General features: G+C 57.4%; 19 protein-coding genes. 13 read left to right on the top strand and 6 right to left on the bottom strand.

Annotated elements, in window-relative coordinates; genetic code table 11:
* Positions 1-24: 24 nt before the first annotated feature.
* Complete coding sequence (locus AC2FHW_RS09695; protein WP_142637277.1) at positions 25-513, bottom strand: DUF3576 domain-containing protein; 489 nt, start codon at positions 511-513, stop codon at positions 25-27.
* A 283-nt stretch (positions 514-796) separates the two neighbouring features.
* Here AC2FHW_RS09695 and AC2FHW_RS09690 point away from each other — a divergent pair, with 283 nt between their 5' ends.
* Both AC2FHW_RS09690 and AC2FHW_RS09685 read left to right on the top strand, forming a co-directional pair.
* Positions 797-1,855, top strand: coding sequence for a porin (locus tag AC2FHW_RS09690; protein WP_142637101.1), 1,059 nt, complete (start codon positions 797-799; stop codon positions 1,853-1,855).
* Between the two features lie 102 nt (positions 1,856-1,957).
* Positions 1,958-2,617 (top strand): YggS family pyridoxal phosphate-dependent enzyme, encoded by a 660-nt coding sequence (locus AC2FHW_RS09685; protein ID WP_271949668.1) that lies wholly within the window; start codon positions 1,958-1,960, stop codon positions 2,615-2,617.
* Here the strand turns inward: AC2FHW_RS09685 and AC2FHW_RS09680 are convergent.
* Positions 2,601-3,101 (bottom strand): L,D-transpeptidase family protein, encoded by a 501-nt coding sequence (locus AC2FHW_RS09680; RefSeq protein WP_142637097.1) that lies wholly within the window; start codon positions 3,099-3,101, stop codon positions 2,601-2,603. The two genes, AC2FHW_RS09685 and AC2FHW_RS09680, sit on opposite strands and share 17 nt — an antisense overlap.
* A complete protein-coding gene (gene ribA, locus AC2FHW_RS09675; RefSeq protein ID WP_271949672.1) occupies positions 3,098-4,192 on the bottom strand; it encodes a GTP cyclohydrolase II in 1,095 nt (364 codons plus the stop codon). The genes AC2FHW_RS09680 and ribA overlap by 4 nt, the downstream gene beginning before the upstream one ends.
* 163 nt (positions 4,193-4,355) lie before the next feature.
* Between ribA and AC2FHW_RS09670 the strand changes: the two genes are divergently transcribed.
* The 6 genes from AC2FHW_RS09670 (at position 4,356) to AC2FHW_RS09645 (ending at position 8,364) form a co-directional block, all read left to right on the top strand.
* The gene (locus AC2FHW_RS09670) at positions 4,356-5,042 is read left to right on the top strand and encodes a response regulator transcription factor (RefSeq protein WP_142637092.1); all 687 of its coding nucleotides are present in this window, start codon (positions 4,356-4,358) and stop codon (positions 5,040-5,042) included.
* 228 nt (positions 5,043-5,270) lie between these two features.
* Complete coding sequence (locus tag AC2FHW_RS09665) at positions 5,271-5,663, top strand: GFA family protein (protein ID WP_271949675.1); 393 nt, start codon at positions 5,271-5,273, stop codon at positions 5,661-5,663.
* 71 nt (positions 5,664-5,734) lie between these two features.
* On the top strand, positions 5,735-6,523 hold the full coding sequence (locus AC2FHW_RS09660; RefSeq protein WP_142637090.1) for an exodeoxyribonuclease III: 789 nt from the start codon (positions 5,735-5,737) through the stop codon (positions 6,521-6,523).
* A gap of 75 nt (positions 6,524-6,598) precedes the next feature.
* The gene (trxA, locus tag AC2FHW_RS09655; protein ID WP_271949678.1) at positions 6,599-7,513 is read left to right on the top strand and encodes a thioredoxin; all 915 of its coding nucleotides are present in this window, start codon (positions 6,599-6,601) and stop codon (positions 7,511-7,513) included.
* A 27-nt stretch (positions 7,514-7,540) separates the two neighbouring features.
* Positions 7,541-8,182: an LON peptidase substrate-binding domain-containing protein gene (locus AC2FHW_RS09650; protein ID WP_142637086.1), complete on the top strand. Its 642-nt coding sequence runs from the start codon at positions 7,541-7,543 to the stop codon at positions 8,180-8,182.
* On the top strand, positions 8,179-8,364 hold the full coding sequence (locus AC2FHW_RS09645) for a Trm112 family protein (RefSeq protein WP_142637084.1): 186 nt from the start codon (positions 8,179-8,181) through the stop codon (positions 8,362-8,364). The genes AC2FHW_RS09650 and AC2FHW_RS09645 overlap by 4 nt, the downstream gene beginning before the upstream one ends.
* On the opposite strand, the gene AC2FHW_RS09640 is transcribed toward AC2FHW_RS09645, so the two are convergent.
* Positions 8,361-9,587: an FAD-dependent monooxygenase gene (locus tag AC2FHW_RS09640; protein WP_142637272.1), complete on the bottom strand. Its 1,227-nt coding sequence runs from the start codon at positions 9,585-9,587 to the stop codon at positions 8,361-8,363. The genes AC2FHW_RS09645 and AC2FHW_RS09640 overlap by 4 nt on opposite strands.
* Before the next feature lie 89 nt (positions 9,588-9,676).
* Here AC2FHW_RS09640 and AC2FHW_RS09635 point away from each other — a divergent pair, with 89 nt between their 5' ends.
* From AC2FHW_RS09635 to AC2FHW_RS09620, 4 genes are all read left to right on the top strand, one after another.
* Positions 9,677-11,005, top strand: a complete 1,329-nt coding sequence (locus tag AC2FHW_RS09635) for an amidase (protein WP_271949844.1) — start codon at positions 9,677-9,679, stop codon at positions 11,003-11,005.
* A gap of 107 nt (positions 11,006-11,112) precedes the next feature.
* Positions 11,113-12,294, top strand: a complete 1,182-nt coding sequence (locus tag AC2FHW_RS09630; protein WP_271949681.1) for an aminotransferase class I/II-fold pyridoxal phosphate-dependent enzyme — start codon at positions 11,113-11,115, stop codon at positions 12,292-12,294.
* 14 nt (positions 12,295-12,308) lie between these two features.
* Positions 12,309-15,197, top strand: coding sequence for a DNA translocase FtsK (locus AC2FHW_RS09625; protein WP_271949683.1), 2,889 nt, complete (start codon positions 12,309-12,311; stop codon positions 15,195-15,197).
* A gap of 39 nt (positions 15,198-15,236) precedes the next feature.
* Positions 15,237-15,833 (top strand): LolA family protein, encoded by a 597-nt coding sequence (locus AC2FHW_RS09620; RefSeq protein ID WP_142637078.1) that lies wholly within the window; start codon positions 15,237-15,239, stop codon positions 15,831-15,833.
* A 12-nt stretch (positions 15,834-15,845) separates the two neighbouring features.
* On the opposite strand, the gene AC2FHW_RS09615 is transcribed toward AC2FHW_RS09620, so the two are convergent.
* Positions 15,846-16,427 carry a transglycosylase SLT domain-containing protein gene (locus tag AC2FHW_RS09615; RefSeq protein ID WP_142637077.1) on the bottom strand — a complete coding sequence of 194 codons (582 nt, stop codon included), beginning with the start codon at positions 16,425-16,427 and terminating at the stop codon, positions 15,846-15,848.
* Between the two features lie 59 nt (positions 16,428-16,486).
* Positions 16,487-17,368 carry an AEC family transporter gene (locus AC2FHW_RS09610; protein WP_496821837.1) on the bottom strand — a complete coding sequence of 294 codons (882 nt, stop codon included), beginning with the start codon at positions 17,366-17,368 and terminating at the stop codon, positions 16,487-16,489.
* Positions 17,369-17,448: 80 nt separating this feature from the next.
* Between AC2FHW_RS09610 and hspQ the strand changes: the two genes are divergently transcribed.
* On the top strand, positions 17,449-17,775 hold the full coding sequence (gene hspQ / locus AC2FHW_RS09605; RefSeq protein ID WP_142637073.1) for a heat shock protein HspQ: 327 nt from the start codon (positions 17,449-17,451) through the stop codon (positions 17,773-17,775).
* The last annotated feature ends 31 nt before the right edge of the window (positions 17,776-17,806 follow it).

The following is a 17,806-nucleotide window of genomic DNA, read 5'->3' as shown; positions in this document are numbered from 1 at the left end:
AATATTGCGATTTGAAGCGGGTTGCTAGAGCTTGTTGTCCGCAATGCGCAGCTGACGGGCGCGGGACAGGATTGCATCTTCGATTGCGCGTGTGGTTGCCGCGCTGACCGGGGCACCCCCGCTGGTCTGCAGCGCAACCGACAAGGATCGTGCCGCCAGGGCGGGATCGCTGATGTGAACTGTGGCCCTGTATTGCCGTCCACCACCCGGAGGCGTGCCGTAACCTGTTACGATTACACCGGTAAAGGGATCGACTTCCTGCACAGGCAGAAAGTTAAGGACATCCAGCGAGGCAGCCCACAGATAGCGGTTCACATTGGTAACCTGCTCGGCGTCTGCGGTGTTGAATACATCCCAGATCGTTGAGCGATTCGGATCGTTCAGCTCACGCTCGTCCGAGCGACCGCCATCCACATTGAGTGGCGTTGCACTGGGTTCTGCGTTGCGATTCTGTCCGCAAGCCGACACCGCGGCTGTCACTATGATCAAACCGAAAATTGTCTGCAGGCGCATGTTGGACAGGTTCCGTTTCGTTGGTTTTAGGTTATTCACGTTACTCCTAGACAAGGTCTGGTTCGTCAACAAGCTTAATCATGTCACATCCAGAGCAGGCTTCGGGGTTGATTCAGTGGGTAAATCAAACTGTGGCATCCTTGCACCAATTCTAGGCCAATGCGCGTCAGTTTTTATGCCAAGCTTGCGTGACAGGGGCAAAAAGGGCGAAACGGTTCCCGTGCTGAGACATGTGCCTAAGCACGTGTCGAGTTAAAAAACTTTTGAAACCGAGGGAAACAAGATGAAAAAAGTTCTCTTCGCATCGACCGCACTGATTGCAACCGCAAGTGTTGCAGCGGCCGAAGTTAAGTTCAGCGGCTACGGCCGTTTTGGTATTGGTTATCAGGAGGACCGCACAGCGGCCACCACGACCACGACCACTACAACAACCACGACAACCACAGCAAGTAGTGCAACTGTTCAGAACGTGAACGTGAACGCGAACGCGTTCGCGAACGACACTGACGACACAATCCTGGTCTCGCGCTTCCGCCTGAACATCGACGGCACAGCCGAAACCGATGGCGGCGTTGAGTTCTCGGCTCGTGTACGTCTGCAGGCTGACGAAGACTCGTCCACCGGCGAAGCCAACTCGGCTGGCCTGAACGGCGCGCGCTTCTCGGTCATCTACGGTGGTCTGCGTGTTGACGCCGGCAACGTTGCTGGTGCTTTCGACAACTTGGCAAACTACTACGGTAACGAGCCTGGCCTGGAAAACTTCATCGGTCAGTATTCTGCCGTTGACTATGGCTTCCTGGGTTACTCGTCGACCGGTTCGGGTTCGAACGCTGTGTTCTTCCAGTACGCAGTTGGTGACTTCGCCTTTGGTGCGTCGTACGATCAAGCGACCATCTTCCAGGGCGGTGGCAACACCACGAGCGCTGACCGTTGGGACGTAAGCGCGACTTACACCTTCAACAACATCACTGCAGCGCTGGCCTATGGTCAAACTGACGCGGGCGATGCTGGCGACGACCCAAGCCTGCTGGTCTTCACCCTGGGTGCAGAATTCGGCGACTTCTCGGGTACGCTGTTTGTTGCTGACGATAAAACCGAAAACGACCTGACCGACGGCACTGCTTGGGGTGTATCGGGTGCCTACAATGTTGGCGCCGCGACCACTCTGACCTTCGCCTACGGTGACGGTAACGCTGATGCGGACACGCAGCAGTACGGCATCGGCGCCATCTACGACCTGGGTGGCGGTGTATCGCTGCGCGGTGGTGTAGGTGTCAGCGACTGTGACGTCTGCGACGACTCGACCACACGTGCCGACTTTGGTGCACAGTTCAACTTCTAAGTTGATCTGAGCCGCAAGGTTTAAGGGCAGGTCTTCGGACCTGCCCTTTTCTTTTTGTCCGACATAGTGTTTTTCTTCGCCCATAACTGATCGAGGACCCAAATGTCGCTGCAAGAAATATCTGCCCGGATAACCAAAGCCGAAACTGCCTCGGGGCGGGACGTCGGGGCCGTGAAGCTGATCGCCGTGTCAAAGGTTCAGCCGAATGAGCGTGTAGCGGAAGTGCTTGCTTTAGGGCATCGCTGTTTCGGTGAAAACAGGGTTCAAGAAGCCGTCGGAAAATGGCCGGAATTCAAGCTGCAATATCCAGATGTCGATTTGCATTTGATTGGCCCCTTGCAAACGAACAAAGCCCGCCAGGCGCTCGAGCTGTTCAGCACGATCCATTCCGTTGATCGTCCGAAACTGGCCAGCACTCTGGCCCGGCTTGCGCAAGAGGTCGGCACTTGCCCGGACCTGTTCATTCAGGTCAATACCGGTGAAGAGGATCAAAAGGCAGGAATTCTGCCCACTGAGGCAGACGCATTTATTGCCGATTGCCGCGGGCTCGACCTTCCGATTCAGGGCCTGATGTGCATTCCGCCTGTCGAGGAAGAGCCATCTCTGCATTTCGCCTTGCTTGCCAAGATAGCTGAACGCAATGGTCTGAAAGGGCTATCCATGGGGATGAGCAGCGATTTCGAGCAGGCCATTGCACTTGGCGCGACCCATGTGCGCGTCGGCTCGGCCATTTTCGGTGAACGAGTTAAGCCTGAGGGATAATCAGCCGCGTGCCTGGCTCGATTCGACGTGCGATCCACCGCAGATGGTCGCGCCGAAAGGCAACGCAGCCTTCTGTAGGAAAACCGGGCCGTCGCCATTGATGCAGGAAAATTGCTGAACCGCGCCCGGCCACCGCATTGGGCCAGTTCCAGTCAGTGATCAGAACCAGATCGTAAAGCGGGTCCGCGCGGCGGAGTTTTTCGTGGCTGAAAGGATAGGGTGCGCTGACCATATGATTGTACTGCGTGTCTTGCACATCATCTGACCAGAGGTCCTGAGGACCGATTGGGATGGCCCAAGGCGACGGTCTTGCGAGCCGGTCGGGCCGGTACAGCATACCAACGATGTTGAGGCAGCCGGTCGGCGTGGCGCCGTCCCCCTCACGCTTGCTGTTGCTTAACCCACCTTTCCCGATCGAACAGGGAAAATACCCGCCGCGAAAACGAACGCCGCGGCGGGTTAGAACTAGATCTGCGGGTGTCACAGCAAATGTCCCGACTTGGCTGCTTTGGTGGCCAGATAGTCGCGGTTATGGGCAGTTTCGCCGACTTTCAACGGGACGCGCTCGGTGACGGCGATGCCGGTCTTCTCCATCATCGCGATCTTGGCGGGGTTGTTGGTCAACAGCCTTACGGAACTGAAGCCGAGCAATTTCAGGATGTCCGAGCCCAGACGGAAATCGCGCTCGTCATCCTCGAACCCGAGACGGTGATTGGCCTCGACTGTATCGAACCCTTGATCCTGCAGGAAATAGGCGCGCATCTTGTTGGCCAAGCCAATCCCACGGCCTTCCTGATTCAGATACAGAAGTACTCCTGCCCCTTCAGACCCCATCTGGGCCAGAGCCCCACGCAGTTGTGGCCCGCAATCACATTTCAAGCTGCCCATCAGATCACCGGTGAAGCAGGCCGAATGCAGCCGAGCCAATACCGGTTTGCTGCGGTCGGGGCGGCCGATCTCTATTGCGTAATGTTCCTCGCCGCCATCTTCAGGGCGAAAAACGTGCAGGCGCCCGGCTTCGGATACCTCCATCGGCAGTCGGGCGGCCACGACCTCATTCAAAAGGCTTCGATCCGACAGATGTGGCGCGGCGCGGGTATGGTCAATACATGTCAGGCCATGTGCAGTAGCGAAGGTTCGACCATCTTGAACAGGAACAACGATTGCCGCCGGCAGAAGGTGGGCTGACTTGGTCAAAGCAATGGCAATGCGATGCAGATTGGCGTTGCCCTGACGCTCTGTCATCAGTGGGCCTTTCATAGGCGCGTTCAGATCGTCCGAGGGATCGGCCACCGCCTGCACCCAGGCAACATCGGCATCTGCTGGAACGATCACACGCGCCAGGTCACCGTCATAGGCCCGTGCCTTTAATGTCTCGGCCCGTCGGACAGTCACTGCGACTACAGGATCGCCACCCAGACCTTGCAAGTCGGCAAGCCGCTGTGCGCTCAGCGTTTCCGACGCAATGGCCAGTACGCTAAAGCCGGTGTCATCCGTCAGGGCGACCGGCAAGCCCATGCGCAGGTCAGCCCGTGCCCGAGCAAGCAGTTCCGAGATATCCGGGATAAGACTCATCTGTTGTTACCCTGTAACGATCAGCCCTTCATGTAGCCTGATCAAAAGGAAATGTGAAACAATTCCTCATCCTGAGACACGAGGGCGTGAAACGGTTGCAGCAAACCTTGTTGATTGCATCTTTCGCGCGCAAGTGGTGGAAAAGGGCTTAGGAGGACCGGATATGGCACAGCTAAAGAAAATCCTGCTAGTGGATGATGATGAGGATCTGCGCGAAGCGTTGAGCGAACAGCTCGTGATGACCGAGGATTTTGATGTATTCGAAGCGTCGGACGGGGCATCAGCCATGGAGCGGGCTCGCGAGGCGATTTACGATCTGGTCATTCTGGATGTTGGCTTGCCCGACACGGATGGGCGCGAGCTGTGCCGCCTGATGCGCAAGCAAGGTGTGAAAAGCCCGATCCTGATGTTGACCGGTCATGACAGTGACGCGGACACCATCCTGGGTCTGGATGCCGGTGCCAATGACTATGTTCCCAAGCCGTTCAAGTTTCCGGTTCTTCTGGCACGTATCCGTGCACAGCTTCGCCAGCATGAACAATCAGAAGACGCGGTATTTGTGCTCGGGCCTTATACTTTCAAGCCGGCGATGAAGATGCTGATCACCGACGAAGACCGCAAGATTCGACTGACCGAGAAGGAAACCAATATCCTCAAGTTCCTGTACCGGTCCGCCGACGGTGTCGTCGCCCGTGACATTCTGCTGCATGAGGTCTGGGGCTATAATGCCGGTGTCACCACACATACGCTGGAAACTCATATCTATCGCCTGCGTCAGAAGATCGAGCCCGATCCATCCAACGCGCGCCTTTTGGTCACAGAATCTGGAGGATATCGCTTGGTATCGTAACTTGATGTGGATTGACTTGGATCAAAGTGATACCCTGTAGACATCTTTAAGTTACTCCCAACCCGTACATGTCCGGGTAATGACATGTACCTCCCTGTTGGACTGCCGGGCCTGATGGCCCGGCCTTTTTTGTTTGTGCTGCAAAATGTTTTGCGGCTCCTAGCGGATTGCGACAAAGTATATGTTCATGTAATGTTCTATTTCTGGAGTGCAAAATTGGAGGCGAAAGTGATTCATGGAAGTTGCCTGTGTGGCGCCGTAAAATTCCAACTTACCAGTGAACCTTCGGTTATGGGAACATGCCATTGTTCGCGTTGTCGGAAGGCAGGTGCAAGCACTGTTGTCTTCGTCAAGAAAGATGATGTTGTTTGGCTGGACGGTAAGGACCGTGTTGTCACTTACCAGCCTGAACCGCCCTATAAATATGGCAGGTGTTTCTGCGATACCTGTGGGACGTCGCTTGGTGAAATTCTGGCTGATGCGGACAGTTTTCCGATTGCGGCTAATGCGCTGGACACTCCGTTTGATCTGAAAGTCCAGTTTCACGAATCCGTATCTGAGAAACCGCATTGGTACGAGATTTGCGATGATGCGCCCCAATCCTCAGGGCATCCGTCCTGATAATTTCTTTTACGATGGTACCTGTGAAAGCACCGCGTTAGGGTGCGCCAACCGCGACAGAGGAATTCCCTATGCCTTTTACTCTTGCCACATGGAACATCAACTCGGTCCGTCTGCGCGAGCCTATCGTGCTGAAATTGTTGCGCGAAGAGGCACCGGATGTTCTGTGCCTGCAGGAATGCAAGTCTCCGGTGGACAAGATCCCCACCGAAGGGTTTGCCGAACTGGGTTACACTCACATGGTTGCGCGCGGGCAAAAGGGCTACAACGGCGTTGCGATCCTGTCTCGCCTGCCGATGGTCGAGGCGGGCGACATGGATTTCGCAGATCTCGGCCATGCGCGCCATATCGCGGGGCGGCTGGAAAACGGTGTGACGATCCACAATTTCTATGTGCCTGCGGGCGGGGATGTGCCGGATCGTGAGGTGAATGAGAAGTTTGGCCAGAAGCTGGATTACCTGACCGATATGCGTGACTGGTTCCACGCGGAAAAGCCGGAAAAATCCATTCTGGTTGGTGATCTGAATATCGCTCCGCGTGAGGATGATGTCTGGTCGCACAAACAGTTGCTCAAGGTCGTTTCGCATACACCGGTCGAGGTCGAGGCTTTGGCCGAAACGCAGGACGCAGGCGGTTGGGTCGATGTCACCCGGCAGGACATCCCCGAAGGGCAGCTTTATAGCTGGTGGTCCTATCGCGCGCGGGATTGGGACGTGGCCGACAAGGGGCGGCGGCTGGATCATGTCTGGGCGACCCCGGATATCTCGAATGCAGGCCATTCCAGCCGCGTTCTGCGCAATGCGCGCGGGTGGGAAAAGCCCAGTGATCACGCCCCGGTCTTTGCGACCTTTGACGTCTGACGTGAAACTCTGCCCTTGGTTTCCGGGTCAAGCGACTGCATATAGAGCGCAAGTTTAATCGAAAGAGTGACAGCCATGGACCTTCTGAACGGCGCAGACATCCCCGCCACCGATCTGATCAAGGACGGGACCGAAGCAACTTTCATGGTGGATGTGGTCGAAACATCGCAGGACGTGCCGGTCATCGTTGATTTCTGGGCGCCGTGGTGCGGCCCGTGCAAAACGCTTGGCCCGCTGTTGGAAGAGGCCGTGACCGCCGCCAAGGGTGCGGTCAAGATGGTCAAGATCAACGTGGACGAGGCGCAGATGATCGCCTCACAGATGCGCGTTCAGTCTATCCCGACCGTGTATGCCTTTCACAAAGGCCAACCGATCGACGGATTTCAGGGCGCAGTGCCCGGATCCGAGATCAAAGCATTTGTAGATCGCGTGATCGAGGCGACAGGTGGCGAAAGCCCGGGTGGTCAACTGGACGATGCTGTCGAGGCTGCCGAGGAAATGCTGACCGAAGGTGCCGCAGCGGATGCCGCTCAGACCTTTGCTGCCATTCTGGGTGAGGATCCGAACCACGCCACCGCTTATGGTGGGCTGGTACGCGCGCATATCGCCACTGGCGATTTGGAGCAGGCCGAGGCAATTTTGAACGGTGCCCCGGCGGAGATTTCCACATCGCCAGAGCTTGAAGCGGCAAACGCACAGTTGGAACTGGCCAAGCAAGCGGCAGATGCCGGCCCGGTGGCCGAATTGACCGCAGCGGTTGAGGCCGATCCTGACAATCATCAGGCACGGTTCGATCTGGCGCAGGCCCTGCATGCCAATGGCGAGGTTGAAGAGGCGGTGGCGCAGCTGCTGGAAATGTTCCGCCGTGACCGTGAATGGAACGAAGGCGCGGCCAAGTCTCAGCTGTTCACGATATTTGATGCGCTCAAACCCAATGATCCGATTGTTCTGAACGGGCGGCGCAAGCTCAGCTCGATGATATTTGCCTAATTCTGGATCAGGGCTACACTCGGGTACATGATGCATCCCGCTGATCTGCCGGAAACGGTATCCGTTTTCCCTTTGCCCGGTGCGCTGTTGCTGCCCCGATCGCGCTTGCCGCTGCATATATTTGAGCCGCGCTATCTGCAGATGCTGGACGACGCTTTGAAGACCCAGGAACGGTTGATCGGGTTGGTTCAACCGAATCCCTGTCAAAGCAACGAAAACAAGCTGCACCAAATTGGCTGCGCGGGGCGGGTGACGCAGTTTTCCGAAACTGAAGACGGCCGCTATCTGATCACTCTGACTGGCATCTCCCGGTTCCGTATTCAGGCCGAGTTGGATGCATTTACCCCATACCGCCGTTGTAACGTGACCTGGCGCGGGTTTGACCGTGATCTTGGCAAGGTCGAGCACGACGAGGGGTTTGATCGGGTGGGGCTTTTGAAGCTGTTGGAAAAGTTCTTTTCGTCGCGAAAGTTGTCGGCTGATTGGGATATGTTGAAAGACGCGAATGATGAACTGCTTGTGAATTCGCTGTCGATGTTGCTGGATTTTGATCCGGAAGAAAAACAAGCCTTGCTAGAGGCTCCCTGTTTGCGCACCCGGCGCGAGACTTTGGTGACACTGATTGAATTCGCCATGCGCGGCGGAGCGAATGAGGAAACACTACAATGACCACCGTTGAACACGCTTTTGACCGCCACATGCTTGAGGCGCTAATTTGTCCGAAGACGCATACAACGCTGCATTATGACGCTGAAAAGCAGGAACTGGTGTCAAAAGCGGCGGGTTTGGCCTTTCCGATCCGCAATGGCATTCCTGTCATGTTGGTGGATGAGGCGCGCGAGCTGGACTAGATCGCCCGACCCTGCAGTAGTTTTGGCAGGTCTCCGGTCAGGCCGGCGGCCTCGCGCACGAAACCGCGACGCAGGCCGGGTAGTGACCCGACGACGCCCATCCCGATATCCCGTCCGATCCGTAGTAGAGGATTGTCGTTGGAAAACAGCTTGTTGAACACATCCGTCGCCATCGCCAAAGACGCGGTGTCAAACCGTCGCCATTCCTGAAAACGCTCCAAAACCAGTGGCGAACTAATATCTTCCCCGCGCCGTCCGGCCAGGGTCAGCACCTCGGCCAGAGCGCCCACGTCGCGCAGGCCCGCATTCAGGCCCTGGCCTGCAATCGGGTGCATTCCATGGGCTGCGTCTCCGACCAGTGCCATCCGTTCTCCGATGAAAGAGTTGGCGATGGTCAGGTTCAGCGGATAGGTAAACCGATCTCCGGCCAGACGGATTTCGCCCAGGAAATCGCCGAATCTGGGGCGCAGGACCTGCAGATAGTCCTCCTCGGGCAGGGCGTTGATGCGCTTGGCCATTTCTGTTCGCTCGCTCCAGACGATAGAGCTGCGATTGCCGGTCAGAGGCAGAATGGCCAAAGGGCCGGGTGGCATGAAGAACTGATGCGCGATGCCGTGATGCGGCAAGTCATGTTCGATGGCGCAGACCAGCGCGGTCTGCCCGTAATCCCATCCTGTGCGTTTGATCCCGGCACGTTCCGCTGTGCCGCTGCGACGCCCATCGCATCCGATCAGCAGCGCACCCTTGACGACCGCGCCATCATCCAATGTCAGGCTGACGCCTGTTCCCGAGGTCTGCTGTGACACTACCGTCTTGCCGCTGATCTGGGTAATGGCCTTTTCCGCGGCCATCGCGTCCAGAAAGGCACGGCGCAGGTGGCGGTCTTCGACCATAAAGCCCATCGGACCTTCTTCGATCTCGGCATGGTCGAAATGCATGAAAAACGGCGACGGGCCAGCGCCTGCATGGCCATCGGTGACCTTGATTTCGAGCATTGGCTGGGCGTGTTTGGCAACCCGTGACCAAACCCCAATCGCCTCTAGCAGGCGCTGCGAGGCCAGGGCCAACGCATAGGCTCTGCCGTCAAAAGCCGCATTTTTGCGAACCTTTTCGGCCAGCGCGTCAATGACGGTAACTCTGTGCCCTGTTTGTGCCAGTGCCAAAGCCAAAGCGGGGCCATTCAGGCCGCCGCCGACGATCAGGATATCCGAGCTCTGTTCCATGCTGCGCACTATGCGCGCCCATTCGGGATTGTCCATGTGCGGTCCTGTCGCTACCGTCGCTGGGAATGCAGAAATTGAAGGGGGCAGTGATGCAGGATTGGTTGTCGATGACGGCTTGTGATCTGGGTCGGGGCATTGGCATGGGCCAGATTGACCCGGTTGAACTGACAGAGACCTTTCTGACTGCGATAGCAGCCCACCCGCATCGCGACCGAATCTATGCCCGCGTGACCGAAGCGCGCGCCCGAGCCGAGGCTGAGGCGGCGCAGGAACGGGCCAAGCTGGGATTGCGCCGATCATTGTTGGATGGGGTGCCGATCAGTTGGAAAGACCTGTTCGATACTGCCGGGACTGCCACCGAGGCAGGAACGGCACTGCTGAAAGACCGGGTTCCCAAAACTGATGCAATCGTGCTGCGAAATGCCAGTGCCATGGGCGCGGTATGTCTTGGCAAAACCCATATGAGCGAGCTGGCGTTCTCGGGTCTGGGCCTGAACCCGATCACCGGAACACCGCCCTGCATCGATGATGAGGATGCGGTTCCCGGCGGGTCATCCTCGGGGGCTGCGGCGTCCGTGGCTTGGGGCTTGGCGGCCTGCGCGATTGGCTCGGATACTGGCGGGTCGGTGCGGATACCGTCAGCCTGGAACAATCTGGTCGGGCTGAAAACCACTGCCGGGCGGGTCAGCCTGGAGGGTACAGTCCCGTTGTGCCTGCGGTTTGATACCGTTGGACCGCTGGCCCGCTCGGTCGAAGATGCGACCCATATGCTGGCCATGCTGGAGGGCGGGACGCCAGCTGATTTGCGCGGAGCCAATCTAAAGGGGCGTCGTTTCGCGGATTTGCAGACTGTCGCCAAGGATGATTTGCGCGCAGAGCCGCGTGTCGCTTACGAGGATGCCCTGGATCGGTTGCGTGAGGCCGGTGCAGATATCCTGCCTCTTGAGGTCCCTGAACTAGCCGACGCGATGGGGCTGTCGGGGGTTCTTTACACCACCGAAGCCTATGGCCTGTGGCGAGATGTGATCGAGGCCAACCCAGATGTGATGTATCCCGAAATACTCGAACGGTTCCGTGCTGGACGAAATGCTTCGGGCCCCGATTATGTTGCAGCCTGGTCAAGGCTGAAGGCGTGTCGCGGTGCATGGGACGTGGCCACTGCCGGGTTTGACGCCGTTTTGGCCCCAACTGCACCGATCCTGCCGCCCAATCTTGAACGGCTGATGAGCGATCATGACTATTACGTCACCGAAAACCTGCTGGCATTGCGGAACACCCGGATCGGCAACCTCATGGGGCTGGCAGCGCTGACCTTGCCGACCGGAAAACCGGGCTGCGGGCTGATGATGATGGGTTATCCGGGGTCCGAAGAGGCGCTTTTGCGGCTTGGTTCCGCGGCCGAGGCCGCATTGGCCTGAATGCCACAATCCCCTGATTCGGCGCCTCTTTGTCTGGACGAAGCCCCGCCCGGACTGTAACCTGCTTGAAAACGGGGCGAAATGATCCCGATATTGAGGCAGTAGTTATGAATTTCCCCGAGCGGTTTTCGAACCTTCCGGAATACGCATTCCCGCGCCTGCGCACCCTGTTGGATCATCACCAACCGGGCGGTGAAGTGATTCACATGACCATTGGTGCGCCGATGCACGCTTTTCCGGCCTGGGTCAGCGACGTGATTGCGGAAAATGCTGCCGGTTTTCAGGGATATCCGCCGAATGAGGGTTCGGCCGAGCTGCGCGGTGCGATCACTGACTGGATTGCACGCCGTTATGGCGTCACGATGGATCCGGACACGCAGGTTATGGCCCTGAACGGGACGCGCGAAGGGCTGTATAACGCCGCCATGGCGCTGTGCCCCGAACAGAAATACGGACAAAAACCGGTCGTTCTGTGCCCGAACCCGTTCTATCAGGTCTATATGGTTGCCTCGATCTCGGTCGGGGCTGATCCGGTTTTTGTCCCGGCCACGGCGGCCACAGATCATCTGCCGGACTATGCGGGATTGCCCGCGGATGTGCTGAACCGCACTGTCGCCGCTTATATCTGCTCACCGGCCAACCCGCAGGGCGCAGTTGCCACGCGTGAATACTGGGTCGAGCTGATCCGGTTGGCTGAAACATATGATTTCCGCATCTTCGCCGATGAATGCTATTCCGAGATTTACCGCGACACAGCGCCTACAGGTGTTCTGACGGTCGCAAAGGAACTGGGCGCTGATCCTGAACGGATCACCCTGTTCAACTCGCTGTCAAAGCGGTCGAACGTGGCCGGGCTGCGGTCTGGCCTGATTGCAGGCGGGCCGGAAACGATCAAGCGGGTCAAGCAGTTACGCAATTATGCAGGCGCGCCATTGCCGCTGCCGTTGCAGGCCGCCGCCGCAAGGCTCTGGGCCGATGAGGCGCATGTGGACGAGAATCGCGCGCTCTATCAGGAAAAATACGCCATCGCAGACCAGGTGTTTGCAGGCATCCAGGGCTATATGCCGCCCGAGGCAGGGTTCTTTCTGTGGCTGCCGGTCGAGAATGGCGAGGAAACCGCATTGAAACTGTGGCAGCAGACCGGAGTTCGGGTGCTGCCGGGTGCATATCTTTCTCAAGGTGATCCGGGGCAAAACCCGGGCGAGCAATTTATCCGGGCCGCGATGGTGGCCCCAAAAACAGAGATGCGGCAGGGGCTGATCACGCTCCGCGACTGCATTTATTCGTGAGGTACGAGGGCAAAATGGCATCATATAACGCGCGCAACCGCGATCCATTGCTGGACAGCACGACTCAGGCCGCCATCGAAAGGCGCAGCAAAGAGTTGATCGGCATCGCCCTGATCCTACTTGGGTTGGCTTCGGCGGCAATGATCTGGTCCTACACACCGGATGACCCGAACTGGATGGTGTCGACGGATGCACCAGTGCAGAACTGGATGGGGCGTGTTGGTGCCTCGATCGCGGCGCCATTGTTCATGATTGTCGGTTGGGGCAGTTGGAGCATCGCGTTGGTGTTGATCGGCTGGGGTGTGCGTTTTGCCGGGCATTTCGGTGAAGATCGTGCCGTCGCGCGCCTGATATTTGCACCGATCTGGATCGCCATTGTCTCGGTCTATGCGGCGACATTAGTGCCGGGTGAGGCTTGGCGCGTAACGCATAGTTTTGGTCTGGGTGGATTGTTTGGGGATACGGTCATGGGTGCCTTCCTGACCTTGTTGCCCATATCCTCGCATTTTATTGTCAAGCTGATGTCTCTGGCGATGGCTATTGGGATGCTGACGCTGGGCGTGTTTGTTCTTGGTTTCACCAAGGACGACGTGCGCAAGGGGTTCCGTGCCTTCCTGCTGGGGCTGGTCATGTCCTATGACATACTGATGAATCTGCTGGGCCGTGGGGCTGCTGCAACAGCGGAGGCTGCGCGCGAACGTCGTGCCCAATGGGACGAACGCAAGTTGGCCCGCGCCGAAGGGGCCGTGTTCGACGACGAGATTGCCTTTGCCGACCCTGTTTATGACGAGCCGCTTCTGGAAGCGCCCGAACCGGTAAAGACCGGCCTTCTGTCGCGCATTCCTGATCTGATCCGTCGCCCGGACCCCATGCCCGAACCCGAGCTGATCGACCGTGAACCTGTCGCGGGTTACGAGGAAATGCCGGGCGAGGACCGAATCCGTTCAAAGATTTCTGCCGCTGTGCGCAACCGTAAGGTTGCAGTCGGAGAGATGGATCCTGAGCCCGATCCCGATCTGCCGCTGACCAAAGGGCGGGGCCGTGGACCTGATCCGTTGATCCTGAACGCAGGGCCTGCGGACGATCTGCCGCCCGAGCCGCCAGTGACATCAACCGGGCTGCCGCCCGAGCCGATGCTGTCAGCGCAGCCTGAAACAGAATGGCAGGAACCGTTGCATCAGGATTTTGCGCCCGAGCCGGATTTCGATGACGAGGCCGTTTTCGAGGATGACGCCGATGAGATGCCGCAAGCCCGCCCGGCGATGAAAATCCCCGTGGCCGAGCCGCGCAAGCCGGTGGTTGCTCAACCCGTGCGCCGCACCCCGCCACCCTCGCGCCGGGCCCAGGCCGAGGCCCAGCCCGCGTTGTCGTTCGAAGAAAAGCACTCCGATTTCGAACTGCCTCCGCTGGGCCTGCTGTCCAACCCCTCCAGCATTCAGCGCCATCACCTGAGCGATGAGGCCCTGGAAGAGAATGCGCGGATGTTGGAAAATGTGCTGGATGACTATGGCGTCAAAGGTGAGATCGTCAGCGTCCGCCCCGGTCCGGTTGTCACCATGTACGAACTTGAGCCGGCTCCGGGTTTGAAAGCCAGCCGTGTTATTGGTCTGTCGGATGACATTGCCCGCTCGATGTCGGCCCTCTCGGCGCGGGTTTCGACCCTGCCGGGCCGCTCGGTCATCGGGATCGAACTGCCCAATGAAAACCGTGAAATGGTGGTACTGCGCGAAATCCTTTCGAGCCGTGACTTCGGAGACGGCAATCAGGCGCTGCCTTTGGCGCTGGGCAAGGATATTGGCGGTGAATCCGTTGTGGCCAATCTGGCCAAGATGCCCCACCTGCTGATCGCGGGGACCACCGGTTCCGGTAAATCGGTGGCGATCAACACGATGATCCTGTCGTTGCTGTATAAGCTGACGCCGGATGAATGCCGCCTGATCATGATCGACCCCAAGATGCTGGAATTGTCGGTCTATGACGGCATCCCGCATCTGCTTTCTCCGGTCGTGACAGACCCGAAGAAGGCGGTTGTCGCCTTGAAATGGGTCGTGGGAGAGATGGAGGATCGCTATCGCAAGATGTCCAAGATGGGCGTGCGTAACATCGCGGGCTATAATGGCCGGGTGAAAGACGCGCTGTCCAAGGGCGAAATGTTCAGCCGCACGGTCCAGACCGGTTTTGACGACGAAACGGGTGAACCGATGTTCGAGACCGAGGAATTCGCACCCGAGTCGATGCCCTATATCGTTGTTATTGTCGACGAGATGGCCGACCTGATGATGGTCGCGGGCAAAGAGATCGAGGCCTGCATCCAACGTCTGGCGCAGATGGCGCGGGCCTCGGGTATCCACCTGATCATGGCCACGCAGCGCCCCTCGGTCGATGTGATTACCGGCACGATCAAGGCGAACTTTCCGACCCGGATTTCCTTCCAGGTGACGTCAAAGATCGATAGCCGCACCATTCTTGGTGAAATGGGCGCCGAACAACTGCTGGGGCAGGGTGACATGCTGTATATGGCGGGTGGTGCGAAGATCACACGTTGCCACGGTCCGTTTGTCTCGGATGAAGAGGTCGAGGAAATCGTCAACCATCTGAAGCAATTCGGCCCGCCGGATTATATGAGCGGTGTGGTCGATGGACCGACCGAGGAAAAGGCTGATAATATCGACGCTGTTCTGGGTTTGAACACCGGGGGCAACACCAATGGCGAAGACGCCCTTTACGATCAGGCCGTGGCGATTGTGATCAAGGATCGCAAATGCTCGACCTCGTATATCCAGCGGAAACTTGCCATTGGCTATAACAAAGCTGCGCGTCTGGTTGAGCAGATGGAGGACGAAGGCATTGTTTCATCGGCAAATCACGTCGGAAAACGCGAAATCCTGGTGCCAGAGCAATAGGATATTTAATAACAAGGGCAGAGTGCTTATCTGGGTCTTATGAAACAGATTGCTTTTGCCCTTGCACTGACACTGGCCACACCCGCCGCCTGGGCTGCGGACAAGTTGCCGCTGTCGCAGATATCGAATTACCTGAATGGTCTGAAAACTGTCGAGACGACATTTACACAGGTCAATGATGATGGCTCACTGAGCACAGGAAAGCTGTGGATCGCGCGACCTGGAAAGATGCGGTTCGAATATGACCCGCCAGACAGCGCCGTTGTGTTGGCACGCGCTGGCACCGTTCAGATTTTCGATCCGAAATCCAATCAACCGCCCGAGCAGTATCCGTTAAAGCGAACACCTCTGTCTCTGGTTCTGGCACGGAATGTCGATCTGGGTCAGGCTAATATGGTGGTTGGGCATGACTTTGACGGAACGGCCACTGTCGTGACAGCACAGGACCCGAAAAACCCTGACTCCGGTCGAATTGAGCTGATGTTCACTGGCGATCCGGTTGAGCTGCGAAAATGGGTGATCCACGATAATGCAGGCGGACAGACAACGGTTCTGCTGGGACAGCTTGATACCGAAAAAAATCTAAGCAGCAGCTTGTTTTCGAACAAGAACAGAAGCGGGTCAGGCAATCGCTGACCCGCTGTTTGTTCAGTAACGACAGCCTGACAGTTGCGCCTGGTACATCCGGGCGCGCGCATCCACATCATTGGCCACGTTCAGCAACCACGTCTTGCTGTAATGGCTGCCGCGGGCATAACCGGTATGGCCTTCATGATAGGCCAGATACTGATTGCGCGTGTCGCTTGGCTGGATGCCATTCCGCTCATAGCTTTTGTTCATGTACCAGCCGATGAAATCCGAAGCGTCGCGGATACGGTCCCGCTTGGCCCGGCGTTTGCCGGTTTCGCGCTGATACTCATCCCATGTCCCGTCCAGCGCCTGGCTGAAGCCATAGGCGCTGCTCTGGCGGCCCATCGGGATCACACCCAGAACATATTGATGCGGTGTGCGCGCATCGTGTTTATAGCGGCTTTCCTGATAGATCGTCGCCATCTGAACGTGAACGGGGATGCCCCATTTCCGTTCGGTGCTTTTGAACGCCTTGATGTATTCCGGCCGTTCACGTGCAATGCTGCATGCATCATTCAGCTTGCTGGGCGGTTGTTTGGAACCACCCCCGCAGGATGCCAAAAGCAGCACCCCGAAGAGTACGATAAGAATTCTGCTCATGTGCCTCGTGCCTTTTTCTTCATTCTAGCGCAGATTGAGCGATTAGGAAATCACAATCGCTACAGAACAATAGCTAGAATTATAGGCAAAGCGCCGACGGACATCAGGGTTGAGACCATAACCAGCCCCGCAACCGCGTCAGAATCCGCCTCGAACCGTTCGGCCAGCAGGTATGAGGTTACTGCAACCGGAGTACACATCTGCACCACCAGAACGCCGAACGCGAATTTATCCAGATCAAACCCTTTTGCGATTGCCCATGCCAGGGCAAAACACACGACCAGTTTCAACGCCGATAGCCAGACCGCTTGCCCTAGCTTTCTGGTGGTCAGCCGCGCAATCGCAACACCAAGCGTGATCAGCATCATCGGAATCGCCATCTGTCCCAGCAGGTCCAGCGTATTGGTCACGAAGACAGGTGTTTGCCAGCCCTGCCACAGAAACAGCGCCCCCAGCAGAGTAGCCCAAACCATGGGTTCACGTGCTACCTTGCCGAAAGCGCCTTTTCCCGCCACCAGGTAGATCCCGTAAGTAAAGGAAAACAGGGCGGTAACGGCCAGAAATATCACCGCGAAACCCAAGCCTGCCTGCCCAAATGCGAAAATGGCCAGAGGCAGGCCCAGATTCCCCGTGTTGCCGAATATCAGCGGCGCCAGATAGGTGCGCCTTTCCAGCTTGCTGGCCCGGACAAATACGCCAAATGCGACCGCCAGCCCGACATGGCCTATGATGGCGGCCAAAGTGAACCGGGTCAGCTCTCCGGGCGGGATCTGGGTTTGCATCAGGGCCACGAAAATCAGGCTGGGCACGGCGAGCGTCACCGCAAGGCGGGTCACAAATTGCAGCCTGTATTCAAAGCCAAGTTTGACCCAGGCAAACCCGATCCCCGCCAAGAGGAAGACCGGGGCCACGATTTCGAGTACTGTCAGTAAGAGGTTCACAGACTGTTTCCCATTATTTTAGATCAATGATTGGCATTCCTATGAGGAAACGGGTAGTAAGACCTTTGGGGGCAAACGTGATGCTAAAGACACAAGCAAAGTACCGGCTGGGCCAAGTCGTCCGCCACAAAAAACATCCCTTCCGAGGGGTGATTTTTGACGTGGACCCAGAGTTTTCAAATACCGAAGAATGGTATCAGGCCATTCCCGAAGACAGCAGGCCGATCAAGGATCAGCCGTTTTATCATCTGTTGGCGGAAAATGACCAATCCTTCTATGTTGCTTATGTTTCTGAACAAAATCTGATTGCCGACCAGTCCGGAGAACCGGTCGAGCATCCGGATATCCCCGATATGTTTGGTCCGTTTGAAAACGGCGCATATCCGTTGCATTTCCATTTGAACTAAAAATGGAAGCGCGGGTGAAACCGGGCCCATA

The sequence above is a fragment of the Ruegeria sp. YTSA108 genome (assembly GCF_059610185.1).
Note: the sequence above shows the minus strand (reverse complement) of the source record. Positions and strands in the feature narration are given on the sequence as shown.